Annotated in this window: 28 protein-coding genes; 22 read left to right on the forward strand and 6 right to left on the reverse strand. The window is 60.0% G+C overall.

Annotation, left to right across the window (positions count from 1 at the left end):
* Positions 1-45: 45 nt before the first annotated feature.
* The gene (locus ACYJRZ_RS00155) at positions 46-792 is read left to right on the forward strand and encodes a YebC/PmpR family DNA-binding transcriptional regulator (RefSeq protein WP_459455024.1); all 747 of its coding nucleotides are present in this window, start codon (positions 46-48) and stop codon (positions 790-792) included.
* A 53-nt stretch (positions 793-845) separates the two neighbouring features.
* Here ACYJRZ_RS00155 and ACYJRZ_RS00160 read toward each other — a convergent pair whose 3' ends face one another.
* Positions 846-1,640 (reverse strand): anti-sigma factor family protein, encoded by a 795-nt coding sequence (locus ACYJRZ_RS00160; protein WP_459455025.1) that lies wholly within the window; start codon positions 1,638-1,640, stop codon positions 846-848.
* Positions 1,637-2,410, reverse strand: coding sequence for a sigma-70 family RNA polymerase sigma factor (locus ACYJRZ_RS00165; protein ID WP_459456878.1), 774 nt, complete (start codon positions 2,408-2,410; stop codon positions 1,637-1,639). The genes ACYJRZ_RS00160 and ACYJRZ_RS00165 overlap by 4 nt, the downstream gene beginning before the upstream one ends.
* Before the next feature lie 324 nt (positions 2,411-2,734).
* On the opposite strand from ACYJRZ_RS00165, the gene ACYJRZ_RS00170 reads away from it, so the two are divergent.
* The 3 genes from ACYJRZ_RS00170 (at position 2,735) to ACYJRZ_RS00180 (ending at position 4,742) form a co-directional block, all read left to right on the forward strand.
* Positions 2,735-3,709, forward strand: coding sequence for an MBL fold metallo-hydrolase (locus ACYJRZ_RS00170; protein WP_459455026.1), 975 nt, complete (start codon positions 2,735-2,737; stop codon positions 3,707-3,709).
* Positions 3,710-3,734: 25 nt separating this feature from the next.
* Positions 3,735-4,196, forward strand: a complete 462-nt coding sequence (locus ACYJRZ_RS00175) for a tetratricopeptide repeat protein (RefSeq protein ID WP_459455027.1) — start codon at positions 3,735-3,737, stop codon at positions 4,194-4,196.
* Between the two features lie 108 nt (positions 4,197-4,304).
* On the forward strand, positions 4,305-4,742 hold the full coding sequence (locus tag ACYJRZ_RS00180) for a DoxX family protein (protein WP_459455028.1): 438 nt from the start codon (positions 4,305-4,307) through the stop codon (positions 4,740-4,742).
* Between the two features lie 65 nt (positions 4,743-4,807).
* Here the strand turns inward: ACYJRZ_RS00180 and ACYJRZ_RS00185 are convergent, their stop codons facing one another.
* The gene (locus ACYJRZ_RS00185; RefSeq protein WP_459455029.1) at positions 4,808-5,806 is read right to left on the reverse strand and encodes an LLM class flavin-dependent oxidoreductase; all 999 of its coding nucleotides are present in this window, start codon (positions 5,804-5,806) and stop codon (positions 4,808-4,810) included.
* 188 nt (positions 5,807-5,994) lie between these two features.
* On the opposite strand from ACYJRZ_RS00185, the gene ruvC reads away from it, so the two are divergent.
* The 8 genes from ruvC to ACYJRZ_RS00225 all read left to right on the forward strand — a co-directional run bounded on the left by ruvC (position 5,995) and on the right by ACYJRZ_RS00225 (position 11,038).
* Positions 5,995-6,507, forward strand: a complete 513-nt coding sequence (gene ruvC / locus ACYJRZ_RS00190; protein WP_459455030.1) for a crossover junction endodeoxyribonuclease RuvC — start codon at positions 5,995-5,997, stop codon at positions 6,505-6,507.
* Between the two features lie 55 nt (positions 6,508-6,562).
* Positions 6,563-6,826, forward strand: coding sequence for an AbrB/MazE/SpoVT family DNA-binding domain-containing protein (locus tag ACYJRZ_RS00195; RefSeq protein WP_459455031.1), 264 nt, complete (start codon positions 6,563-6,565; stop codon positions 6,824-6,826).
* On the forward strand, positions 6,804-7,223 hold the full coding sequence (locus tag ACYJRZ_RS00200; RefSeq protein ID WP_459455032.1) for a type II toxin-antitoxin system VapC family toxin: 420 nt from the start codon (positions 6,804-6,806) through the stop codon (positions 7,221-7,223). The genes ACYJRZ_RS00195 and ACYJRZ_RS00200 overlap by 23 nt, the downstream gene beginning before the upstream one ends.
* A gap of 12 nt (positions 7,224-7,235) precedes the next feature.
* Positions 7,236-7,850, forward strand: a complete 615-nt coding sequence (ruvA, locus tag ACYJRZ_RS00205) for a Holliday junction branch migration protein RuvA (RefSeq protein WP_459455033.1) — start codon at positions 7,236-7,238, stop codon at positions 7,848-7,850.
* Between the two features lie 153 nt (positions 7,851-8,003).
* Positions 8,004-9,044, forward strand: coding sequence for a Holliday junction branch migration DNA helicase RuvB (gene ruvB, locus ACYJRZ_RS00210; protein WP_113250509.1), 1,041 nt, complete (start codon positions 8,004-8,006; stop codon positions 9,042-9,044).
* The gene (locus ACYJRZ_RS00215; protein WP_459455034.1) at positions 9,045-9,947 is read left to right on the forward strand and encodes a metallophosphoesterase; all 903 of its coding nucleotides are present in this window, start codon (positions 9,045-9,047) and stop codon (positions 9,945-9,947) included. It abuts the gene before it with no gap.
* A gap of 6 nt (positions 9,948-9,953) precedes the next feature.
* Positions 9,954-10,463, forward strand: a complete 510-nt coding sequence (locus ACYJRZ_RS00220; RefSeq protein ID WP_459455035.1) for an NUDIX hydrolase — start codon at positions 9,954-9,956, stop codon at positions 10,461-10,463.
* An 11-nt stretch (positions 10,464-10,474) separates the two neighbouring features.
* The gene (locus ACYJRZ_RS00225; protein WP_459455036.1) at positions 10,475-11,038 is read left to right on the forward strand and encodes a DinB family protein; all 564 of its coding nucleotides are present in this window, start codon (positions 10,475-10,477) and stop codon (positions 11,036-11,038) included.
* Here the strand turns inward: ACYJRZ_RS00225 and ACYJRZ_RS00230 are convergent.
* The 3 genes from ACYJRZ_RS00230 to ACYJRZ_RS00240 are packed head-to-tail and all read right to left on the reverse strand — an operon-like array spanning position 10,983 to position 14,016.
* Entirely contained in the window at positions 10,983-11,936 is a 954-nt protein-coding gene (locus tag ACYJRZ_RS00230; protein ID WP_459455037.1) for an NAD-dependent epimerase/dehydratase family protein, read from the reverse strand. The two genes, ACYJRZ_RS00225 and ACYJRZ_RS00230, sit on opposite strands and share 56 nt — an antisense overlap.
* Positions 11,933-12,796, reverse strand: a complete 864-nt coding sequence (locus ACYJRZ_RS00235) for a glycosyltransferase (protein ID WP_459456880.1) — start codon at positions 12,794-12,796, stop codon at positions 11,933-11,935. The genes ACYJRZ_RS00230 and ACYJRZ_RS00235 overlap by 4 nt, the downstream gene beginning before the upstream one ends.
* Entirely contained in the window at positions 12,796-14,016 is a 1,221-nt protein-coding gene (locus tag ACYJRZ_RS00240; RefSeq protein WP_459455038.1) for an NAD-dependent epimerase/dehydratase family protein, read from the reverse strand. Before ACYJRZ_RS00240 ends, ACYJRZ_RS00235 begins: the two co-directional genes overlap by 1 nt.
* Positions 14,017-14,151: 135 nt before the next feature.
* Here ACYJRZ_RS00240 and ybgC point away from each other — a divergent pair, with 135 nt between their 5' ends.
* From ybgC to ftsH, 10 genes are all read left to right on the forward strand, one after another.
* Positions 14,152-14,607 carry a tol-pal system-associated acyl-CoA thioesterase gene (gene ybgC, locus ACYJRZ_RS00245; protein WP_459455039.1) on the forward strand — a complete coding sequence of 152 codons (456 nt, stop codon included), beginning with the start codon at positions 14,152-14,154 and terminating at the stop codon, positions 14,605-14,607.
* Positions 14,608-15,025: 418 nt separating this feature from the next.
* Positions 15,026-15,748, forward strand: a complete 723-nt coding sequence (gene tolQ, locus ACYJRZ_RS00250; RefSeq protein WP_112343405.1) for a protein TolQ — start codon at positions 15,026-15,028, stop codon at positions 15,746-15,748.
* 26 nt (positions 15,749-15,774) lie between these two features.
* On the forward strand, positions 15,775-16,233 hold the full coding sequence (tolR, locus tag ACYJRZ_RS00255; RefSeq protein WP_459455040.1) for a protein TolR: 459 nt from the start codon (positions 15,775-15,777) through the stop codon (positions 16,231-16,233).
* A gap of 9 nt (positions 16,234-16,242) precedes the next feature.
* Positions 16,243-17,466: a hypothetical protein gene (locus ACYJRZ_RS00260; RefSeq protein ID WP_459455041.1), complete on the forward strand. Its 1,224-nt coding sequence runs from the start codon at positions 16,243-16,245 to the stop codon at positions 17,464-17,466.
* A gap of 56 nt (positions 17,467-17,522) precedes the next feature.
* Positions 17,523-17,882, forward strand: coding sequence for a hypothetical protein (locus ACYJRZ_RS00265; RefSeq protein ID WP_459455042.1), 360 nt, complete (start codon positions 17,523-17,525; stop codon positions 17,880-17,882).
* A gap of 7 nt (positions 17,883-17,889) precedes the next feature.
* Positions 17,890-19,215 carry a Tol-Pal system beta propeller repeat protein TolB gene (tolB, locus tag ACYJRZ_RS00270; protein ID WP_459455043.1) on the forward strand — a complete coding sequence of 442 codons (1,326 nt, stop codon included), beginning with the start codon at positions 17,890-17,892 and terminating at the stop codon, positions 19,213-19,215.
* A 154-nt stretch (positions 19,216-19,369) separates the two neighbouring features.
* The gene (pal, locus tag ACYJRZ_RS00275) at positions 19,370-19,903 is read left to right on the forward strand and encodes a peptidoglycan-associated lipoprotein Pal (protein WP_459455044.1); all 534 of its coding nucleotides are present in this window, start codon (positions 19,370-19,372) and stop codon (positions 19,901-19,903) included.
* A 160-nt stretch (positions 19,904-20,063) separates the two neighbouring features.
* On the forward strand, positions 20,064-21,056 hold the full coding sequence (gene ybgF / locus ACYJRZ_RS00280) for a tol-pal system protein YbgF (protein ID WP_459455045.1): 993 nt from the start codon (positions 20,064-20,066) through the stop codon (positions 21,054-21,056).
* A 5-nt stretch (positions 21,057-21,061) separates the two neighbouring features.
* Entirely contained in the window at positions 21,062-22,384 is a 1,323-nt protein-coding gene (tilS, locus tag ACYJRZ_RS00285) for a tRNA lysidine(34) synthetase TilS (RefSeq protein WP_459455046.1), read from the forward strand.
* A 115-nt stretch (positions 22,385-22,499) separates the two neighbouring features.
* A complete protein-coding gene (gene ftsH, locus ACYJRZ_RS00290) occupies positions 22,500-24,443 on the forward strand; it encodes an ATP-dependent zinc metalloprotease FtsH (protein ID WP_459455047.1) in 1,944 nt (647 codons plus the stop codon).
* Positions 24,444-24,452 lie beyond the last annotated feature (9 nt).

Below are 24,452 nucleotides of genomic sequence, written 5' to 3' on the forward strand. Positions count from 1 at the left end.
CTTATAAGGCGGCCATTCCCAACAAAAGACGTGAACAGGGGTGCCATGGCTGGCCATTCACAGTTTAAAAACATCATGCACCGCAAGGGCCGTCAGGACGCGGTGCGCTCGAAAATGTTCTCTAAGCTGGCGCGCGAAATTACGGTCGCTGCCAAGACGGGTCTGCCCGACCCGGCCATGAACGCGAGCCTGCGTCTGGCGATCCAGAACGCCAAGGCGCAGTCGATGCCGAAGGACAATATCGATCGTGCAATCAAGAAGGCTTCCGGTGCCGACACCGAGAATTACGATGCGATCCGTTACGAGGGCTATGGTCCGGGCGGCACGGCGATCATCGTCGAAGCGCTGACCGACAACCGCAACCGCACGGCGTCCAACGTCCGCTCGATCTTCACGAAGGCCGGCGGTGCGCTTGGCGAAACCGGTTCGGTGTCCTTCTCCTTCGATCACGTCGGCGAAATCACCTACAAGGCTTCCGCCGGCGATGCCGACAAGGTTATGGAAGCGGCGATCGAAGCCGGTGCCGATGACGTCGAAAGCGACGAAGAAGGCCATGTGATCATCTGTGCGTTCGAATCCCTCGGCGAAGTCGCCAAGGCGCTCGAAGCGACGCTCGGCGAAGCCGAAACCGTCAAGGCGATCTGGCGCGCGCAGAACAACGTGCCGGTCGACGAAGAAAAGGCCCAGTCGCTGATGAAGCTCATCGAAAATCTTGAAGACGATGACGACGTCCAGAACGTCTATTCGAACTTCGAAGTTTCGGACGAAGTGCTGGCCAAGCTTTCGGCTTGATCAACAACCATCAATTGCAAAGCCGGCTGCAGCAATGCAGCCGGCTTTTTGCGTTATGGAGCTGTCGCGCGGATAAAAGCGTCGCGGAAGGTGAAGAGATCCGGTGCGGCGACATCGGAGACGGCCCAGAAGACCAGGCCATCCGCATGCCATTCGACGAAATTATAGCCCTCCTTCTCAGCATTGGTTTTGGCTCCCGCAGCGCCCGGCCAGATGAAGAGATTGATGACATGGCCATGCCGGCGGTAGATCAGTGCCGCCACCACCCGGCCGCCGAGATAATCCACCCGACCGCCGACCAAGGGGAAGCCCTGTGCCGCCAGATCGACCACGGGCGGGGAGAAGTCGATCTTGCCGTTGAACCATGGTTTGACCGTGTGCTTGTCTGAGGTCAGCACGTCGGTGAGGTGATCGGCGAGCATCGAGCGGACGTGGCTTGCGAGAAGCTGATCCTCGATCGTCTGACTCTGCTGCACGTTCAGCACCAGCAAGAGGCTGGCGGCGAGAACGGCAAGCGAGGGCACGAAGCTCCATTGGCGCACGAGCCGCCACACACGCTGCCACTGGCTCTGCGTGTGGCTCGCAGCTGCTCGCCTCATCATGGATTGCTCTAGCGTGAGTGCCGCCTGCACGCGGGCATGGACGGTATCAGGCGCCTGCCATTTGACGCCCTCGCGTGCGGAAAGATGCTTGACCATCAGGGCATTCTCCATCTCGCCGGCGCAGTCCCGGCAAGTGGCCAGATGTGCCTCGAAGCGCGCGGCATTGGCTGCATCCAGTTCGCCGTCGATGAAGCCGTGCAGCAGGTCTTTCCATTCGCCGTGGTCATGGTGCTCTCCGCCGTTCATCGTGCCGCCTCTTTTCCTTCGAGGCTGCGCCAGACTTCGCCGAAATCGCGGCGGGCACGGGCGAGGCGCGACATGACGGTGCCGATCGGCGCATCGATGATCTCGGCGATTTCCTTGTAGGAGAGATCCTCGAGTTCGCGCAGGACCAGAACCTCGCGCATGGCATCAGGCAACCGGTTGATGACCTCGCGCACCCGCTGCGCTTCCGATTTACGCACGAAGGCCGCCTCCGGCGTATCCTCCTCGGAGGCAGGATCAGGGGAGGGCGAGCCTTCATCCGAATCTCGTTCGTCCGTCATCGGCTGCTCATAGCGGGTCTTGCGCCGACCCTCCTGCAGCCAGGCGTGATAGCAGTTGCGGACGATGGTGAAGGTCCAGGCGCGGGCATCGCCATCGCGAAAGCCACTGAAGCCGCGATAGGCGCGAAGATAGGCTTCCTGCACGATATCCTGCGCGGCATCGGCATCGCGGCTCAGGAACCGCGCGAAATTATAGGCGGCGTCCAGATGCGGGATGATCGTTTGCTGAAAGCGGCGCATGCTCTCGTCTGGTGGAGCGATCGCGCGCTTCAATGGCTCCGCGCCGGCAGCGGATTGAGCGACCGCCATCTGGACGGCGTGATTGCCGAGCTGTGCCGCCGCAATGAAACGACGCAGGCGAGCCAGAAATCGCGCAAACCTGCTGATCGCGGTGTTTTGCGGCGAGTGCCATGTCCATGGGTGGAGCTGGCCGCCGAGTGTCATCGAACTCACAAGTCGGGCGTCTGTCATCATGATCCCCGCAAAACGCCGATGCCGACTGTAAGCTTCGGATAAGGCGCTTGCAATGTTGCCTGAGAGGCTAGATCGCGCTTGCGCGGGTTTTATTCCCGGGCTGATGAAAAAATCAAAGGCGAGGGAGTGCGGAATGTCCGCCATTCCATCCGTCAATCTCCCGCCGCTAAAATAGTCCAATGAATTTCAATGGTTTGCAAGAAATCTTCGGTCGAGGGGGAATAAGCGCTCATCACCATCGATCTTCTTCCTCAGTGGATGGTTGCAATCGTTTGCGACTTCCGCCTGGCCCGAAAAGCCATAACCCTGAGGAGAATTGCGATGTTTGATATGACCCGCCGCGCCGTGCTCGGCACGGCTGCAGCTGCGGCAGCCTTCGGGCTGTCGTCGAAGCTCGAATTCATTCCGCAAGCTTTTGCCGCAGCCCCGCTCGAGCCGGCAGTCGGTTTCTACAAATACAAGGTCGGTTCGATCGAGGTCACGGCCATCTATGACGGCATCTGGCGCAAGCCGCACGATCCGGCTTTCATCAAGAACGCCTCCGTCGAAGACACCAAGGAAGCGCTTTCCAAGGCCGGTCTGACCACCGACTTCATGCCCATTCCGCTGACCGTCGTCGTCCTCGATATTGGCGGTCGCAAGATCATGATGGATGCCGGCTCCGGTGTCGGACAGTGGCAGACCAATGCCACGCATCTGCCGGCCAACATGGCCGCCGCCGGCATCGACTATAAGAAGATCGATACGATCATGATCTCGCATTTCCATCCGGATCACGTCTGGGGCCTGATGGAAAAGGGAACGAACGCGGCCGTCTTCCCGAATGCTGAGCTGATCGTCAACGCGGCCGAATACAACTGGTGGACCGATCCCGGCCGTGTTGACAAGCTGGCGGAGGGCCGCAAGGAAGCCGGCCGGCGCATCGCCTCCGTCTTTCCGACATGGAAGAACTGGAAGCTGGTCGACGACAATGCCGAAGTGGTGCCGGGCGTGCATATGCTGGCCGCTTACGGCCACACGCCAGGCCATTCGGTCTTCCTCATTGATGGCGGCAGCGAACAGCTGATGGTCTCGGCCGACATCATGTATGTGCCGGCGCTGCTTGCACCTCATCCGGAATGGGAAGGTGCCTACGACCAGGACGGCCCTATGGCCGTCGCCACCCGCCGCAGGCTGATCGACCGCGTCATTGCCGACAAGATCAGGATTTGCGGCTCGCATTTCCCATTCCCGGGCTCCGGCACCTTCGTCAAGGACGGCAATGCCTACGGATTTACCCCCACCATCCAGGCCTGAGTGGCCAGAAAGAGGAGCAACTACCATGTTCAGACATGCTATTTTCGGGATCGCCGGCTTGTGCGCTGTCGCCATACTTCCGGCCGCAACGGCAGGCGTTGCCTTTGCCGTCGATAATATGGAATCGACCGATGCGCCGGACCTGACCTCCGTGCGCGCCAAGATCGACGCGAAGGACTATGCCGGCGCACTCGCCGAGCTTCGCGATATCGCCGAAGAGCACCAGCAGGCTGATGTCTACAACCTGATGGGCTTTACCCTGCGCAAGACCGGCGACTTCAAGACGTCTCTGACCTACTACACCAAGGCTCTCGAGCTGCAGCCGGATCACAAGGGCGCGCATGAATATCTCGGCGAACTCTATGTCGAAACCGGCGACATGCCCAAGGCCCGCGAGCAACTTGCAACGCTGACCAAGCTTTGCCCAGCGGGATGCGAGGAGCTTGAGGATTTGACCAAGGCGATATCAGCCAAGGCCAGCAACTGAGGCCCGATCTCCATCGTTCCGGCGGCATCTCTCATTGACCCATGTCTTGAAGATACCGCCGGGCGTGATCGGAGCTTCAACGAACCTATGATGGGAAGGAGAAAGGCCATGGAATTCGAAGAGGAGAGTACGATTCTTGTGAATATGGCCGACATGGCATTGCTGTTCGGCCGCCTGCTGCTATCGCTGCTCTTCCTGGAAGAGGGCATCGAACTTGCCAGCAATTTGGACAATGCCTTAGATGCCATGGCCAGGCTTGGCGTCACGGCCCCGATCGCGGTTGCCACCATCGTGCTGCAGCTTGGCGCGGGTCTTGCCATTGCGTTCGGGCTGATGACCCGGTTGGCCGCGTTCGGCCTCGGCCTGTTCTGCCTGCTGACGGCGATGCTCTTTCACACGAACTTCGGCAGCCACAACGAGTTGCTGCATTTCGAAAAGGATCTGGCGATTGCAGGCGGCATGTTCGCGCTGATCGTCGCCGGCGCTGGCAAGCTGTCGCTCGATATGCTCATCCGGCGTCATTGGAAGACGAGGCTGGTGGCCTGAGCATCGAGCGCCCGGTGAGCCGCACAAGAGATGCGGCTCACCGGTTGAACTGTTTTCCCAGAGAATCAGGAGACTTTCTTGAAGCTCGGAAGCGTTGCGAAGAGTTCCACCGACTTCAGCCGCGAGTCGATGTCATGGATCGGCATCGAAATGATCACTTCATCAGCCTCCGTATCCTGAATGAACTGCGAAATCTTCTTTTCGGCGGTCTCAGGCGAACCGACGACGGCATAGCGTAGCGTATTTTCCACATTCAGCTTTTCCATCGGCGTCCAGAAATCGTCCATGTCACGGCGCGGGCGCGGGAAGGGGCCGCGCACATTCCGACGGAGATTGACGAATTGCTGCTGTGCGGAGGTGAAGTGATATTGCGCCTCTTCATCCGTCTCCGCCGCCGCTCCCATGACGCCAACCATCACATAGGGTTTGTCGAGCGTCGCCGATGGGGTGAAGCGTTCGCGGTAGATGGCGATGGCATCCATCAGGGCTTCTGGGGCGAAATGCGAGGCGAAGGCGTAGGGCAGGCCGAGCATGGCGGCGAGGTGGGCGCTGTAGAGGCTGGAGCCGAGCAGCCAGATAGGGATATTGGCACCATGGCCGGGAACGGCAAGGATGATCTGATTGTCGTCCGCAGGGCTGAAGAGGTGCTGCAGTTCGACGATATCCTGCGGAAAACTCTGCGCGCCGGCGTCGATATTGCGCCTCAGTGCCTGTGCAGTGCGCATGTCCGTGCCCGGTGCGCGCCCAAGGCCGAGATCGACGCGACCGGGGAACAATGCTTCCAGCGTGCCGAATTGCTCGGCGATGACCAGCGGCGAATGGTTCGGCAGCATGACGCCGCCCGAACCGACGCGAATGCGCGAGGTTGCCGCGCCGACATGGCCGATGACAACCGATGTAGCGGCGCTGGCGACGCCCGGCATACCGTGATGCTCGGCGAGCCAGAACCTGTTGTAGCCCAGCTCTTCCGCCTTCTGCGCCATGCGCTTCGAGCTTTCGAAGGACTGGCTGATGGTGCTGCCTTCGGCAACGGGCGAAAGATCGAGGATGGAAAAGGGGACCATGGCAAGAAACCTGCGTGGTGGAAAGGAGGGTTGCTTGCACATGTAGGAGCGCTGCGCACCTATTCCAAACCCGTCGCCGCAATTTCGTCACGATGTTTTCAGCGCGGCTCCGGCAACCCGATCCGGCCTTGTTTTTGTTTTGTTCACATTTTGCTGGCACATGTCGGGCCTGAAAGATAGGTTGGCTTATGCAGAATACGATTCGCATCATCGGCATCGATCCGGGCCTGCGCCGCACCGGCTGGGGTATCATCGATACGCTTGGCAATTCCCTGCGCTTCGTGGCGTCGGGAACCGTGATGTCGGATGGCGACATGGATCTCGCATCCCGCCTTTGCCAACTGCATGACGGGCTTGCAGATGTCGTCCACAGCTATAAACCGGACGAGGCCGCCGTCGAACAGACCTTCGTCAACAAGGATGCTGTAGCGACGCTGAAGCTTGGCCAGGCGCGTGGCGTCGTCATGCTGGTGCCGGCCCGCGCTGGCCTGCCGGTGTCGGAATATGCGCCGAATGCGGTCAAGAAGGCCGTCATTGGCGTCGGCCACGGCGAAAAGCAGCAGATCCACATGATGCTGAAGATCCTGATGCCTAAGGTCGAGTTCAAAGGCAATGACGCGGCCGATGCACTCGCGATTGCCGTCTGTCATGCCCATAATCGCGGTGCCAGCCGGCTGCGACAGGCGGCCTTGGCTGGATAGTTTGTTCTTGACTTGTTCCCGGTCGAGCGCTAGGTATTACTGAAGAGGTATTACTATGCGCGTGACGGAAAAAGGTCAGGTGACCATCCCGAAGGAAATTCGAGACAGGCTGGGCATCAACCCAGGTTCGGAGGTTGATTTCATCGCTTCCGGCAGCGGCGCGATGCTCGTCAAGATCGGAGAAGCGTCGGACCCAGCCATTCGCGATTTCGACGATTGGCTCGAGCGGGTCAGGGGCACGATTGACCTTGGCGGCATGACAACGGACGAATTTATGGAGTTTCTGAGAGGGCCGCGTGACGACATCGACCCTCATTGATACCAACATTTTCATCGATATCCTCGGCCCGGCTTCAGTCCAGCGACAATGGTCGGCCAAACTCTTGAAGCGATGTGTCGGCGAAGGCGATCTCGTCATCAGTCCGGTGGTGTGGTCGGAACTCGCTGCCTCGCCTTTGAGCGAAGAGGAGTTGACGATTGCCTTGTCCTGGCTCGATATGAAGCGCGAGGCCATACCTTTCGAAGCGGCGTTTCGAGCCGGAAAAGCGCATCGCCTCTATCGGCTTGCCGGAGGACAACGGGAAAGAACACTTCCGGATTTCCTGATCGGCGCACATGCCGAATGGCGAAGGCATAGGCTGCTGACGCGTGATGCCTCGCGCTATCGCTCCTACTTTCCCTCGCTCGACCTCATCTCTCCCGAAACCCATCCTTGACGGACCTCATTCATGATCGGCAAGCTGAAAGGCACAATCGAAGAGATCGGCGAAGACTATGTGCTCGTGGATGTGCACGGCGTCTGCTACGTCGCCTATTGCTCGGCCCGGACGCTGTCAAAGCTTGGCTCCGTCGGTAAGGCCTGCATTCTCTTCATCGAGACATATGTGCGCGAAGACCAAATCCGGCTTTTCGGCTTCATGACAGCGCTGGAGCGCGAATGGTTCAACATCGTGCAGACTGTTCAGGGTGTGGGCGCGAAGGTGGCGCTGGCGCTGCTGTCGACCCTGACACCGGCCGAGCTTGCCAATGCGATCGCCTTGCAGGATCGTGCCGCCGTCTCGCGGGCGCCGGGTGTCGGTCCGAAGGTTGCGATGCGTATCGTGACGGAACTGAAGAACAAGGCGCCCGCCTTTGCTGGCGATGCCGTCAATATCGGGCTCAAGCAGGAGCTTGGGGAGGGCGTTGCCGCAGCGCCCGTTGCCGACGCCGTTTCGGCGCTGACCAACCTCGGCTATTCCCGCGATCAGGCCGCCAACGCCATCGCCGCGGCAATGAAGGCAGCTGGCGAGGGTGCCGACAGCGCCAAGCTGATCCGGCTCGGGCTTAAGGAACTATCGCGGTGAGGCTTTGCACCTTCCGCAATCCTGACTATTGTCGCAAAGCTGAGAGATCGGGTTTTGGCACTCCTTCGTCAAAGAGTGTCTTTGATGCGGCGGATGTGATAACGCCTTCGGCGTGGGAGCCGCAAAACGCATACCGGGAATGGAACCTCTGACATGAGTGAAGCCGCACGTCTGATATCGCCGGAAAAGCGGGGCGAAGACATCGATGCGACGCTCAGGCCGCAATCGCTGGACGAGTTTACGGGCCAGGCGGAAGCGCGCGCCAATCTGAAGGTCTTCATCGAGGCGGCCAAGGGTCGCGGCGAGGCGCTGGACCACGTGCTGTTCGTCGGCCCGCCCGGCCTCGGCAAGACGACGCTGGCGCAGATCATGGCAAAGGAACTCGGCGTCAATTTCCGCTCGACATCCGGCCCCGTCATCGCCAAGGCGGGCGATCTGGCGGCACTCCTGACCAATCTCGAGGAGCGCGACGTGCTCTTCATCGACGAGATCCATCGCCTCAACCCGGCCGTCGAGGAAATTCTTTATCCGGCGATGGAGGATTTCCAGCTCGATCTGATTATCGGCGAGGGCCCGGCGGCGCGTTCGGTGAAGATCGATCTTGCCAAGTTCACGCTGGTTGCGGCCACGACCCGCCTCGGCCTCCTGACGACGCCGCTGCGCGACCGTTTCGGTATTCCGGTGCGTCTGAGTTTCTATACAGTCGAGGAACTGGAGCTGATCGTTCGGCGCGGTGCCAGGCTGATGGGTCTTGGCATGACCGACGAGGGTGCGCGCGAGATTGCAAGACGCGCTCGCGGCACGCCGCGCATTGCCGGCCGATTGCTGCGACGCGTGCGCGACTTCGCTGAGGTCGCCAAGGTCGAAGCGGTGACGCGCGAGATCGCCGATGAGGCGTTGACGCGGCTTCTCGTTGATAATGTCGGCTTCGACCAGCTCGACAAGCGCTACCTCAATATGATCGCGGTGAATTTCGGCGGCGGCCCTGTCGGCATCGAAACCATAGCCGCCGGGCTTTCCGAGCCGCGGGATGCGATCGAGGATATTATCGAGCCCTATATGATCCAGCAGGGCTTCATTCAGCGCACGCCGCGCGGCCGTGTCTTGACCGCGATTGCCTGGAAACATCTCGGCATGCAGCCGCCCAAGGACCTTGAGGCCGCGCAGTTCGGACTGTTCCGGGAGGAAGATTGAATGCTCGGCCGTCGTGCCTTCCTGAAGCTTTTCGGCGGCAGCATATTTGGTTTGATGGCACTCGGGGGATATGCCCTCGGATACGAGCCGGTCGTTCGTCTGAATGTCACCCGCTATGCGCTGACCCCGCCAGGATGGACGCCTGGGCTGAAGCTTAGGATCATCGCTCTTGCCGATTTCCATGCCTGTGAGCCGTGGATGAATGCCGAGCGCATCGCATCGATCTGTGCTCGCGCCAATGAGCTTGATGGCGACATCATCTTGCTCCTCGGCGATTACACATCGGGAACTGATCTCATTACCAACCGCGTCGATCATCGCATCTGGGCGGCGGAACTGGCGAGGCTGAAAGCGCCGCTTGGCGTCCACGCCATCGTCGGCAACCACGACTGGTGGCATGATTCTACGGCACAGAGAACCGGCCATGGGCCGACCTTCAGCCATCGGGCATTGGAAGCTGCCGGCATCGAAGTCTACTCCAATCGGGCAGCACGCGTTGAAAAGGGCGGGCAGGGGTTCTGGCTTGCCGGCGTTGAGGATCAGCTCGCCTTGCGCCGAAGCATGCGATGGAAGAGGCCGGTTACCAAGGGGCTCGACGATCTCGGCGGTACGCTGGCACAGGTCGGTGACGATGCACCGGTTATCCTTATGGCCCATGAGCCTGATATCTTTCCTGCAGTCCCCCAACGTGTCTCGCTTACTTTGTCGGGGCATACGCATGGCGGGCAGGTGAGGATTTTTGGCTGGTCGCCCTATTCGCCCTCGCGCTATGGCGACCGGTATGTCTATGGCCATATCGTCGAGGAAGAGCGCCATATCATCGTTTCCGGCGGCCTCGGCTGCTCCATCGCGCCGGTACGTTTCGGCGTTCCGCCGGAGATCCTCGTAATCGACCTGGGATAGAGGATCATGTCAAAGCGCAAACACATCAGATTGAATGCCGGCCGAACACGCTTCCAGATGCGCGTCGCAGGCCTTGGCTTTCGCGATGGCCATGTCCTGGTGCATCGAGCTGTGCATGAGCACTTCTGGACTTTTCCCGGCGGTCGGGCTGAGATCGGTGAAACCTCGGAAGAGACGTTGCGGCGGGAAATGATTGAGGAACTTGGCGTCAAGGTTACGGTCGGGCGCCTGCTCTGGTCGGTCGAGAATTTCTTCCATTACGAGGAGATGGACTGGCATGAGCTCGGCCTCTATTACCTTATGGATATTCCGGCCGGCTTTCCTTTCGATCCGAAGGAGATCGTGCATTGCATTCAGGATGGCGACAACGATCTGGAGTTCAAATGGGTGCGGGCGACGCGCGATGCGCTGGTTGCGCTCGATATCCCGCCCTATTTCATCGCCGAGGAAATCGAGGCCTTGCCGTTGACGTCTCGCCATCTCGTCTGGCGGGATGGTGATCTCGACAAGGCTTGAGGAGGAGGCTTATGTCCGCTTTCGATCCGGTTCGGAGCTTTCGCAAGCTTGCCTATAACAACGCATTGGCGAATGTCCGGCTGCATCGAGCTTGTGCGGCTCTGCTGCCGGGCGAGTTCGAAGCCAAACGCGTCAGCTTCTTTCCGTCGATCAAGGCGACCCTCAATCACATTCTGACGGTGGATTGGTTCTATGTCGATGCGCTGGAAGGCGGCACGCTCGGCCTCAAAGCCTTTGATATCGAGGAGCCGTATGACCAACTGGAGGAGTTGAGCCGGGAGCAGGCCGACGTTGATCGCAGGCTGGTCGCGTTCTGCGAGGCGCTGACGCCGGAGACCGCAATGCGGATCATCGATATCCAACGCGACGGCCGCGTTCAGCGGGAGAGAGCGGATGATGTGCTGAACCATCTGTTCCAGCATCAGACGCATCATCGCGGGCAGGTGCATGCCATGCTGGCCGGAACCAGTGTCGCGCCGCCGCAGCTCGACGAATTTATTGTTTCCGACGATGCGCGTTTCAGAGGCGAGGAATTGGCGGTACTCGGTTGGGACGAGGCGAAGCTGATGCGCTGAAACGGGCTTGGCGCGGCGCCGGTTTTGCCAGTGTCTGTATTGTTTGCTTGAGTAGAGCCTTTCCGCCGCCTTGCCATCCAAGCGCACGGATTTTCGCCGTATCCATTGTAGAGATCGCGCTGCGCTCCGCTGGCGCCGGCAGCGCGTGTGGACAGCCTGTCGCGCTCTGGAGGTGGCCGAGGATCTCGCGCGTGTCGGTCAGAATATCCGACAGATTGAAGGCTTCACCGTCTATGCGGCCGGTTTCCGTTTCCAGCAGAAGACGAACCGCGCGGCCGAGGTCGCGGCCGTGAACTTCGGTGCCTGCCCGGGAAGGAACTGGCTTGCCGCTCAGATAGTCGTCGAACAACGCGTCCCATTTGTTCGGTGGTAGGTCGCCATAGACGCCTGTCGCTCTTAGGCTCGTGGTCGCAAAGCCAGGCGTGGATAGGGAGAAGAGTGCGTGTTCGGCGTCGCGCTTCACCTCACCGTAGAGCGTATTTGGCATCGGCTTGGTCCCCTCGGTCAGCTCCTCTCCGGAAATCCCGTCTCCATAGACTGCGCGGGAGGAGAGAAAGATGCATCGACGAATGCCCGCCTTCCGCGCTGTCTCGAAAAGCCTGACCGAGGCATCGAGATTGAGCCGGCGAAAGCCTTCCGGATCGTCCCCTTCGCCACCGCGATATTTGCCGGCGACATGGCTGAAGGCGGCGTGCACGAAGAAATAGGCATCGTCGAAAGCGCCGCTCTGATTTCCCGTTGGATCAAGGCTCAACGGGACGAAAGAGACGGGCTGCGAAAAGAGGCCCGATGGAGGCGTATTGCGCCCGCCGATCGCAACCTTGTATCCGGCTGATAGCAGCTCTTCGGCGATATATCTGCCGACGAGGCCCGTTCCGCCTGAGAGGAGGACTTTCATGCTACAGCTCTCGGGTTTGCGAGCGCGGCGATATCGGGCATGTTCCGGCCGGAATGGAAGCTATGCCATAGCTCGATCAGCGGTTTCAGCTGTTCCGCCTTGGGATGGTTCTCCTCCCACGGCTTCTCATACTGGTAATGCAGGATCGAGATGCTGTTCCAATCCCAGAGCGCGGGCATGCTGAACCAGACATATTGCAGCATGTTCATGAAGACGGGCAGTCCGTGCCAATCCGGGAAGAAGGCCTCGAGAAAGGTCTGGTCGGTGCGCCGCCAGAAGACGTCGGGGAGATCGAGCCGTTCCAGCATGTGCCGAAAGGTGGCAAGCGACGGCTTGGCGACGAAGACGCCGGAATTCAGCCGATGGAAATCGGCAAGACTTTCATAGACATTCGGCGCGGCCGAAAATTCCGGATAGTCGAAGAGCCTATCGACATTTCGCAGCACCAGCGCGTCGGCGTCGATGAAGACGCAGGTATGATATTCGATCAACTGCCAAAGCCGCAGCTTGCAGAAATTATCCAGTGGCGTGTGGAAGGAGGGCTTGCGGCCCTTTGTGAATGGGGCGGCGGCGTGAAGGTTGCCGCGGGCATGCCGCTCATTGAAGGCATCCGATAAGGGAAGGTGCTCGACTTCGATCAGCCGGCAGTCGAGTGCTGCCAATGGGGAGAGGTGGTTTTCGCCGACCCCTTCCGTATGCAGCACGACGATATCGGCTTTCGTGCCGCTGTGGGCGATCGAGCGTGCCAGTGCGAGGGCGCCCATGGCGTAATCGGCATTCGTGACGAGGGTTACGAACGCCTGCCCGGCACGCGGCCGCGTTTGTGCACGCAGGCCCTGCAGAATTTCGCTTCCCGGCATCATGACACGGACTTCAGCCTCTTGCCCTCGGGATCATGGTTGATCGTCGCGGCGAGATCCTTGGTCCAGGCGGAGACGGCTGGAACGCGCGAACGGTCGACGCGATAGGCATATTTCCTGGCGACATCGACGATTTCGCCAAGAAGGCCGGTTTCGAGCGTAATCGGCGCAAGGCCGAGATCGAGGAACTTGTCGTTCTTGACGATCAGCTCATTCTCCGGAGCCTCCTTGCGCGGGTTCGGCAGGCGCACGACTTCCGCGCCGCTCATCTTGGCGATCATCTCGGCGAGATCGCGCACGCGATGCGTTTCCGTCATCTGGTTGAAGATTTCGACGCGGGCGCCGCGTGCCGGCGGGTTCTTCAACGCCAGCTCGATGCAGCGCACAGAATCCTGGATATGGATAAAGGCTCGGGTTTGGCCGCCGGTGCCGTGGACGGTCAGGGGATAGCCGATCGCCGCCTGGATGAGGAAGCGGTTGAGCACCGTGCCATAGTCGCCGTCATAGTCGAAGCGGTTGATCAATTGTTCGTGACGGCGCGTCTGTTCCGTGTGCGTGCCCCAGACGATGCCCTGATGCAGATCGGTGATCCTCAGCCCGTCGTTCTTGGCATAGAACTGAAAAAGCAGCTGATCGAGGCATTTCGTCATGTGATAGATCGAGCCGGGATTGGCAGGATAGAGGATCTCCTGGCTTGCTGTGCGGCCATCGGTCGTCTCGATGCCGACGGGCAGGTAGCCTTCGGGGATCGCAGCGCCGATCGTGGAATAGCCATAGACACCCATCGTGCCGAGATGCACGAGATGAGAGTCGAGGTTGAGCTCGACGAGTGCGTTCAGAAGATTGTGGGTGGCGTTGACGTTGTTGTTGACCGTGTAGTTCTTGTGCCGGTCGCTCTTCATCGAATAGGGGGCGGCGCGCTGCTCGGCGAAATGGACGATGGCATCAGGGCGATGCTCGGCCAGCCATTTCTTCAGGAGCTCATAGTCTTTGGCCAGATCGATCAGGTGGAAATGGATGCGGCGACCGGTTTCAGCGTGCCATATACGAGTGCGTTCCTGAATCGAATCCATAGGCGTCAGCGACTGAACACCCAGCTCGGTATCGATCCAGCGGCGAGAGAGATTGTCGAGAATGTGGATCTCATGACCGGCGTCGGAGAGGTGAAGCGAGGTTGGCCAACCGATGAATCCGTCACCGCCCATAACCGCAATTTTCATAGGATCTTCCTTCCATGCCGATCCGCTAGCCGGTGCGAATCCGGATAGTCGGAGTTTATGACAATTGTTCAAAGCTTGCTTGATGGCAGAACTTCGGCCAAAGAGATGCCGGACATTCAAGGAGATGCGGCAACGATGAACAGCCCCTTTCTGATAGCTGGGGAACTGGAAGCCGGAAGCCACCGGCTGATTCAGCGAGTCTACTATGAGGATACGGATTTTTCCGGCCTCGTCTATCACGCGCGCTACCTCCACTTCCTAGAACGGGGACGTACGGACTATCTGCGTTGTCTCGGCGTGGAACAGCGCGAACTCCTGAATGCCGATGAAGAGGGGCTGGTGTTCGTCGTCCATCGTATGGAGATCGATTTCAAGGGACCGGCTCGCATGGATGACGTGCTGACGATCCGCACGGTTACCGAAAAGGCCGGTGGTGCCAAGATGGTGCTGTCCCAGGAGATCCGGCGGGACGAGACGCTGCTGATTGCCGCGAAGGTCATCATTGCCGTGATCAATGCGAAGGGGCGTCCGCGCCGCCTGCCGGAGAAGCTCGCCGCACAGATGCTCACGGCGTCGGAAAGTGCCGGGTAATCAGTAACCTGGCATGCTCTTGGGATTAGGCGCCGCCCGCATAGGGATAGCATGGTCAACAAGAGGTAGCTTGCAATAACTTGAGTTTTATGTGAAGGAATTCACCGCGCAAGCTTTGTTTGCGTTGTCGCCGGTTTCGTCCGGTCAGTTCTTCCCTGGAGCACGAATAATCTTCGCCGCCGTCAAATCCTTCATGTTTCGACGCTAACATTCTTTTAACCATAATAGTGTCTTACTGGTTTCGTCGGAGTTTGTGCGGTGCACGCCTTCCTTTGACCAAATTTGACGGCAAGAAGGCAGTTATAAGCTTGGAAGGCTTAACCAGGGCGTTCAGCGGCGGCTGCCAAACAATTCTTGTGAGATCACTTTTAGCCGCCCGGTCTAGCGCCGGGCGTTTGGATTCGGGGATTTTGGATCAATGGAACAAGTAGCATTGGCAGCGGCCACCACACCGGACATCACCCTCTGGTCGCTCTTCATGCAGGCAGGCCTGGTGGTCAAGCTCGTTATGATCGGCCTGCTGGCAGCGTCCGTATGGACCTGGGCGATCGTCATCGACAAATATCTGAGCTACGCGCGGGCACGCCGGCAGTTTGACCATTTCGAGCAGGTCTTCTGGTCTGGCCAGTCGCTCGAAGAGCTGTATCGGACGCTTTCGGAACGCAACAATACAGGCCTCAGCGCCATCTTCGTCGCAGCGATGCGCGAATGGAAGAAATCCTTTGAGCGCGGCGCCCGTTCGCCGATCGGTCTGCAGATGCGTATCGACCGCGCGATGGACGTGACGCTGGCGCGTGAATCGGAACATCTGACGGCCCGTCTCGGCTCGCTCGCAACCATCGGCTCCGCCGGTCCGTTCATTGGTCTCTTCGGTACGGTCGTCGGTATCATGACCTCGTTCCAGGCGATTGCCGGTTCGAAGTCGACCAACCTTGCGGTTGTCGCGCCGGGTATTGCCGAGGCGCTGCTGGCAACGGCGATCGGCCTGGTCGCCGCTATCCCGGCCGTTATCGCCTACAACAAGTTCTCCGGCGATGCCGGCAAGCTTTCGGGCCGCATGGAAGGCTTCGCGGATGAATTCTCCGCTATCCTTTCGCGCCAGATCGATGAAAAGCTGCAGCCGCGCCAGGCTGCGCAGTAAGTCGCGGACAGAACCGGAGTATTCATATGGGAATGTCTGTTGGAGGTAGTGGTGGCGGCGGTGGCCGCCGTGGCGGTCGTCGTGGTGGAGGCCGTGGCGGCCCGATTTCCGAGATTAACGTGACGCCGCTGGTCGACGTCATGCTCGTGCTGCTGATCATCTTCATGGTAGCGGCGCCGATGATGACATCTGGCGTGCCGATCGACCTGCCGCAAACGCAGGCCGGCGCGCTGAACGCCCAGACCCAGCCCATCACCATTTCGATCAAGGCCGACGGTCAGGTCTTCCTGCAGGAGACGCAGATTAACGTGGCCGAGATCGCCGACAAGCTGAAGGCGATCGCGACGACTGGCTATAACGAGCGCATTTTCGTGCGTGGTGACGGCAAGGCGCCTTACGGCGTCATCGCCGATGTCATGTCGCGCATTCAGGAGGCCGGTTACAAGAATATCGGTCTGGTCACGCAGCAGATAACGGATCACTGACGAACCGACATGAAGCGCAGTCTTGCCACATCTGCTGTCATTCACATCCTGGTGCTGATCGGCGCCATGGTGACGCTGAGTGCGCCGGCGCCGTTGGAGACGCCGGAAAGCACGGCAATGGATGTCGATATCGTGCAGGCTGACCAGCTTCAGCAGGGCGAGAAGAAGGCACCGGTCACAGATCACGCTGCGCGCAAGCCGACGACCAAGCAGGATCAGGTCGCCAACGCCCAGAATACAGGCGAGAACAAGGTGGATATCAAGAACCCGGTCGTGCCGACGCAACGGCCGGAGAGCGAGACTGCGGCCTTGGCGCCGAAGAAGGTGGATACGCCTGTACCGCAGGACGATCCGAGGCCGAACGACGTCAAGACGATCGAGCAGAAGGAAACGGAGGCCGCCCCGAAGGAAGTGGCCGCCATTCCCCAGCAGAAGCCGGACGTGACGCCGACCCCGAAGCCGGATCCCACACCGCCGACCCCGAAGGCCGATGCAACGCCGACCCCGCCGACGCCGCAGCCGACGGAACAGGCCGAAATTCAACTGCCAAACAACGTCCCCGTGCCGGATGTGAAGCCGCAGCCGACGCCGCCGAAGGCTGCCGAGCAGAAGCCGGAGGTCAAGCCGACGCCGAAGCCGGATGTGAAGGTTGCCGACGCAAAGCCGACGGACAAGACGACGACGCAAAGCACGAGCAAGAATACCTCGGCCGATGACGGCAAGAAGGACGCTGACAAGAAGCGTCAGACCCCGAAGGCCTCCAGCAAGGGCCTTGACGATGGTCTCGCCGATCAGATCAACGACCTTCTAAACAACACTTCGTCGAAAGGTGGCGCGAAACGCTCGTCGCAGCAAGCCTCAGCCGGCGCCGATACCCAGGTCGCTTCGCTTGGCGGCAAGAAATCGCTTGGCGCCGGCAAGCTCAGCCAGAGCCAACAGGACGGTCTGCGTGATCTGATCCAGAAATACTGGAACCTCCCACCTGGTCTTGAAGGCGGTGGCGACGTGCGAATCAAGGTGCACTTCAAGCTCGACAAATCCGGGCAGATCGTCGGTCAGCCGGAAGCGACGACGAACGGTGGACCGGCTTCGACACAAAGTGCCATGCAGTCCGCCGCTGTACGAGCGGTCCTTCGCGCGCAATCGGAGTTCATGACGATTCTTCCGGCGGACAAATATGAGGACTGGCAGGAAGTCGTCGTCAATTTCAGTGCAGCGGATCTGGGGATGTGATGCGGGGAGCGCGGCTTTCGACAAATCACTGTCTCCGTCTCGGCATGAGCTTGCTTATGGCACTGGGGATGATGTTGGCTGGTTCCGTGTTGGTGCAGGCTGCAAGCGCTAAGCAGCAGCCTGGCAACTGGGCTGGGGACCACATCCGCGACGACGTCACGAAGAATTGGAATATCCCTCCCGGCTTGGAGGGAGCGAAACGTGTCCGCGTCCGGGTGCATCTCAAGCTCAGCCGAAGCGGAGAAATCGTGGGCGAGCCGAAGGTTACCGTGACCGGTGGCCCCAAGGCGACGCAGCAAGCCATGGCGGCAGCCGCAATGCGAGCTGTGCTTCGGGCTGCCCCATTCAAGAACCTGCCAATAGATCAATATGACACCTGGAAAGAAGTTAGCCTTAACTTCGCACCGGCTCTGTGACGAATTAATGCTGAAAGGCTTGGCACATATGATCAGAAAATCCTTCGTCCGCCTCCTGGTGGTGCTAGCAGGCCTGATGGCTGTGGCATCCACCCCGGCCTATGCCGTGGTCGAGCTCAATATCAACAAGGGCAACGTTCAGCCCATGCCGATCGCTATCACCGATCTTCTGTCGAATGATACGCTCGGCCCGCAGATCTCGAGCGTCATCGCCGCCGATCTACAGCGCTCCGGACTGTTCGCTCCGATCAACAAGCAGGCCTTCATCGAGAAGATCACCAATCCGGATTCGACCCCGCGCTTCCAGGACTGGACCTCGATCAACGCGCAGGCGCTGGTGACTGGCCGCGTGACGCAGGAAGGCGGCCGTCTTCGTGCCGAATTCCGCCTCTGGGATACGTTCGGCAACAGCCAGATGATCGGCCAGCAGTTCTTCGCCCAGCCGGATAACTGGCGCCGTGTCGCGCACATCATCGCCGATGCGATCTATCAGAAGATTACCGGCGAAAAGGGCTATTTCGATACGCGCGTCGTTTTCGTCGCCGAAAGCGGCCCGAAGACGGCCCGCAAGACGCAGCTCGGCATCATGGACCAGGACGGCGCCAATGTGCGCATGCTGACCGACGGCAGCGACCTGGTATTGACGCCACGTTTCTCGCCGAACCGGCAGGAAGTGACCTACATGTCCTTCGCCAACCAGCAGCCGCGCGTCTATCTGCTGCAGCTGCAGACGGGTCAGCGCGAACTGGTTGGCAACTTCCCGGGCATGACCTTCTCGCCGCGTTTCTCGCCGGACGGGCAGCGCGTCATCATGAGCCTGCAGCAGGAAGGCAATGCCAATATCTACACGATGGATCTGCGCTCGCGCACCACGACGCGTCTGACGTCTACTGCCGCGATCGATACCTCGCCATCCTATTCGCCCGATGGCACGCAGATCGCCTTCGAAAGCGACCGCGGTGGTAAACCGCAGATCTACGTAATGAATGCCGACGGTTCCAACCAGCGCCGTATTTCCTTTGGCGACGGCTCCTATTCGACGCCTGTCTGGTCGCCGCGCGGCGATCTCATTGCCTTCACCAAACAGTCCGGCGGCAGCTTCTCCATCGGCGTCATGAAGACGGATGGTTCCGGCGAGCGCCTGCTGACGACGGGCTTCCACAACGAAGGCCCGACCTGGGCCCCGAACGGCCGGGTCATCATGTTCTTCCGCCAGCCGGCAGGCTCCGGTGGCCCGCAGCTCTATTCGATCGACCTGACGGGCTATAACGAACAGAAGATCCCGACCCCGGGCTTTGCTTCCGACCCGGCATGGTCGCCGCTTCTCGAGTAGTGGAAGGACCTGCCACGTTATCGCCGCAAAGTCCTGTGAGTGGACCGTTTGGCGACAATTTTAGGACATCATTAACCATACTTGTTGAAATCCGATTAACCGAACCCGGTTACAGTCTGGCAACCCTGATAGAGACTTTAAGGAGAGACCGGCCATGAGCCGCACCGCAACCCAGGCCGTTGGCCATATGCAGAACCTCGCCCGCAACCCGATCATGATCGCGCTTTTCGTTGGCCTTTCTCTGGCCGGCTGCGCCTCCAAGAAGGGTCTGCCGAACGATGCCAACGGTCTTGGCCTGAACGGTGCCGGCAATGCAACTCCTGGCTCGCCGCAGGATTTCACGGTCAATGTCGGCGACCGCATCTTCTTCGACACCGACAGCACCTCCATCCGTACCGATGCTGCGCAGACGCTGGATCGTCAGGCCCAGTGGCTGGCTCGCTATCCGAACTATGCCATCACGGTGGAAGGCCATGCCGACGAGCGCGGCACGCGCGAATACAACCTGGCCCTCGGTGCCCGTCGTGCGGCTGCCACCCGTGACTATCTCGCTTCGCGCGGCGTTCCGGCCAAGCGCATGAAGACGATCTCTTACGGCAAGGAACGTCCGGTCGCGACCTGTGACGATATTTCCTGCTGGTCGCAGAACCGCCGTGCCGTCACCGTGCTGAACGGCGCCGGTTCCTGATAGGTCAAACGACCGGTCGAAACGTATAAAGGCGGCCCCACGGTCGCCTTTACTTTTTTGACCACACTTTGGCCGAACTCCGTTGCTTTTTGAGAGCAATTGTAAAAATCTCCTGTTCGAGCCTTCTGGCCCGAAGAATCAATGAGACAGGACGATCCATATGAGAAAACTTGTCGTGGCGAGCATGCTTTGTCTCGCTGCCTTTGCAGGTAGTGAGCGCGATGCTTCTGCCTTGTCGCTGTTTGGAATTCACCTTGGGAGCCGCGATGCCCCTACGCAGGTAGCTCCGGACAATGCGGATCAAAGACAAGCACAATACGGCCAGGCACCGATCGTGAGGGTTCAAAGCAGCAGCGCCGAGGTTCGCGTGCAGCAGCTCGAAGACCAGATGCGCCAACTGAACGGCCGTATCGAGGAAATGAGCTATCAGCTTCTTCAGATGCAGGAGCAGATCCGCAAAGCGCAGGAAGACAACGAATTCCGCTTCCAGCAGCTTGAAAAGCGCGGCGGTGGCGGCAGTGCGCCTGCATCGAGTGGCACCATGAAGAAGAGCGAGGCCGATGTGCCCGCGCAGGGCGGTGGTGGCCAGCAGGACGATATCGCCGGTGTTATCAGCAACTCGCAGAACGCCGGCGGCAAGCCGCCGAGCGAGCTTGGCTCGATTCAGTTCGACCAGAGTGGCGACCAGATCGGCTCCTCGATGTCGGGAGCCAATAATGGTTCGGGTGCGCCGCCAAGCGCAGGCTCCGGCTCGCAGACTGCATCGCTCGGCAGCGAGAACGATCAATACAAGGCGGCCTACGGCCATGTCCTGTCCGGCGACTACAGCGTCGCCGAACAGGAGTTCCGCCAGTATCTCGGCAGCTACCCGAGCAGTTCAAAGGCTGCGGATGCGAATTTCTGGCTCGGAGAGGCACTGTATTCGCAGGGCAAGTACAACGAAGCCGCAAAGACCTTCCTGAATGCGCATCAGAAATATAGTACCTCGGAAAAAGCGCCGGAAATGCTGCTGAAGCTTGGCATGTCTCTGGCTGCTCTCGACAACAAGGATACGGCCTGTGCCACGCTTCGGGAGGTGACCAAGCGTTATCCGAAGGCCTCCAAGGCTGTGACCAGTAAGGTCGCCAGCGAACAGAAGCGGCTTGCCTGCTGATCGCCATGCCCATTGACGCTGTGACCGGCGATGCCACAGCCATTACACCTGAAGCCGCAACCAGCGAATTTCTGCATTCTCTCTCGAAGCCTGCTCATATTCTCGTCGCCGTTTCGGGCGGCAGCGATTCCACCGGGCTTCTGATTGCCCTTGCCGAGCGGCTGAAATCCAATCCTCACAACGATATTACCCTTACCGCGGCAACGATCGACCATGGATTGCGTGCCGCATCAGCGGAGGAAGCGCGAGAAGTTGCGGCACTCTGCGCCTCGCGCGGGATTTCCCATTTTATCCGTCGCTGGGAAGGGGAAAAGCCTGGAACCGGCATCATGGCCGCAGCACGCGAAGCGCGTTACGTACTGCTTGCGGAGCTCGCCTCCGAGATTTCGGCCGACGTGATCGTAACGGCCCATACGCTTGACGATCAGCGCGAGACGATGGCCATGCGCGGCGCGCGGCGCGGGCAGGGCGGTTACGGCACGGGCATTGCCGATGCGGTTCTCTTCGATCGGCGTATCTGGATTGTCAGGCCGTTTCTCGCCTGCCGGCGGGCTGAAATCAGGACCGATCTCAAGACGCATGGCGTATCCTGGCTCGACGACCCAAGTAACGAGGATGACAGATACGAGCGCGTGCGCACCCGTATGGATCTTGCAAGGGAACCGGTGCAGATGCCGATTGATGGTGGCGCCGATCGTGCCGCGCTTTCCAGGCGGGCAGCAGCGTGGCTGGATGAGCATGTCGCAATCCATGCGAATGCGCTCTGCGTCGTTGATCGGTCCGGACTTTCCGCTGATGCAGCGGTCGTTACCTATGCCCTGTCCTATCTTGCTGCCGTCTTCGGTGGCAGTTCCTATCCGCCGGGGCGTGCGCAAATGGAGCGCGTTCTCGAATTTGTGAACGGTGCGAATTTCGGCCGGCGCACGGCGGGAGGGGTGATCTTCGACCTGCGTCGCGATGCGCTTTATCTTATGAGGGAAAGCCGCAATATCGCTCCGCTTTCGGTGCTGCCTGGCGAAAAAGTCAATTGGGATGGTCGTTTTGAGGTAGAGAATTTCGGCTCAACTGCAGTCCGCATCAGTGCTCCCGGAGCGGTAAATATGACGACTTTTCCGGCGAATTTGCCAGGAGGCGTGGTGAAACGCGCGGAGGCGACGATGCCGTCGATCGTGACGGAAGAAGGGGATGAGGCTCCGCGTGTGGCGCTCCTACCCCGTCTCGCGCCCTTCGACCGCTTTTTGACACGATTTGACCTCACATTCGCTGACCGTCTATCCGCTGCTTTCGGGCGTGAAGCCTATAGGCGGCTGCCGCTTTCCGCCCTATAGACGGAAAAAACATGCGGCGATGCGGTTTGCCTTGGCAAGGGCTTGGCGCAACCCTATGTTAGGGATCAAGTAATACCGCCGCTTAACGGCGGGAGTTTCAGTGCTGGGGAGTTCGATGAACCCTAATTTTCGTAATTTCGCTCTGTGGGCAATCATAGCCTTGCTGTTGATTGCCCTGTTCAGCATGTTTCAGAACGCGCCGGCACAAACAGGCTCCAGGGAAATACCGTATTCGCAGTTCCTCCGGGAAGTTGATTCCGGCCGCGTTCGTGACGTGACCGTCACCGGCAACCGCGTCGTCGGCAGCTATGTCGAAAACGGCACTCCCTTCCAGACCTATGCTCCGGTCGTGGATGACAGCCTGCTTGAACGCCTGCAGAGCAAGAACGTCAACATCGTCGGTCGTCCGGAATCGGATGGCTCCTCGAGCTTCCTGAGCTATCTCGGCACGCTGCTGCCGATGCTCCTGATCCTCGGCGTCTGGCTGTTCTTCATGCGACAGATGCAGGGCGGCTCGCGGGGCGCCATGGGCTTCGGCAAGTCGAAGGCCAAGCTTCTGACGGAAGCACATGGTCGCGTTACCTTCGATGACGTCGCCGGTGTCGATGAAGCCAAGCAGGATCTGGAAGAGATCGTCGAATTCCTGCGTGATCCACAGAAGTTCCAGCGCCTCGGCGGTCGTATCCCGCGCGGCGTGCTGCTTGTCGGCCCTCCCGGTACCGGTAAGACGCTTCTGGCGCGCGCCATTGCCGGCGAAGCCAACGTGCCGTTCTTCACCATTTCCGGTTCCGACTTCGTCGAAATGTTTGTCGGTGTCGGTGCCAGCCGTGTCCGCGACATGTTCGAGCAGGCGAAGAAGAATGCGCCATGCATTATCTTCATCGACGAAATCGACGCCGTCGGCCGCCATCGTGGTGCCGGTCTTGGCGGCGGTAACGACGAGCGCGAACAGACGCTCAACCAGCTGCTGGTCGAGATGGACGGTTTCGAGGCCAATGAAGGCATCATCCTGATCGCGGCGACCAATCGTCCCGACGTTCTCGATCCCGCGCTGTTGCGTCCGGGCCGTTTCGACCGTCAAGTCGTGGTTCCGAACCCGGATATCGTCGGGCGCGAGCGCATTCTCAAGGTTCATGCTCGCAACGTGCCGCTGGCTCCGAATGTCGATCTGAAGACGCTCGCTCGCGGTACGCCCGGCTTTTCCGGTGCCGATCTCATGAACCTCGTTAACGAAGCCGCCCTCATGGCTGCCCGCCGCAACAAGCGCCTGGTGACGATGCAGGAATTCGAAGACGCCAAGGACAAGATCATGATGGGCGCCGAGCGCCGCTCCTCGGCCATGACCGAAGCGGAAAAGAAGCTCACCGCCTATCACGAAGCCGGTCACGCCATTACGGCGCTCAACGTCGCCGTCGCCGATCCGCTGCATAAGGCGACCATCATTCCGCGCGGCCGTGCCCTTGGCATGGTCATGCAGCTCCCCGAGGGCGATCGCTACTCGATGAGCTACAAGTGGATGGTTTCGCGCCTCTGCATCATGATGGGCGGCCGTGTCGCGGAAGAGCTGACCTTCGGCAAGGAAAACATCACCTCCGGTGCATCCTCCGACATCGAGCAGGCAACCAAGCTTGCCCGTGCGATGGTCACCCAGTGGGGCTTCTCCGACGAGCTCGGTCAGGTCGCCTATGGCGAGAACCAGCAGGAAGTCTTCCTCGGCCATTCCGTATCGCAGTCCAAGAACGTCTCGGAAGCAACGGCTCAGAAGATCGACAATGAAGTTCGCCGTCTGATCGACGAAGCCTATCGTCAGGCCAAGCACATTCTCACCGAGAAGCACGACGAGTTCGTGGCGCTTGCGGAAGGTCTGCTCGAATACGAGACTCTGACGGGTGAGGAAATCAAGGCCCTGATCCGCGGCGAGAAGCCCGCGCGCGATCTCGGTGACGATACGCCGCCGAGCCGTGGCTCGGCCGTGCCGAAGACCGGCGCGAAGAAGGATGGTTCGCTCGGTGCCAAGGGTGATGAGCCCGAAGGTGGCTTCGAACCGCAGCCGCGCTGAGGCGCGATG

The organism is Rhizobium sp. No.120 (assembly GCF_054558365.1).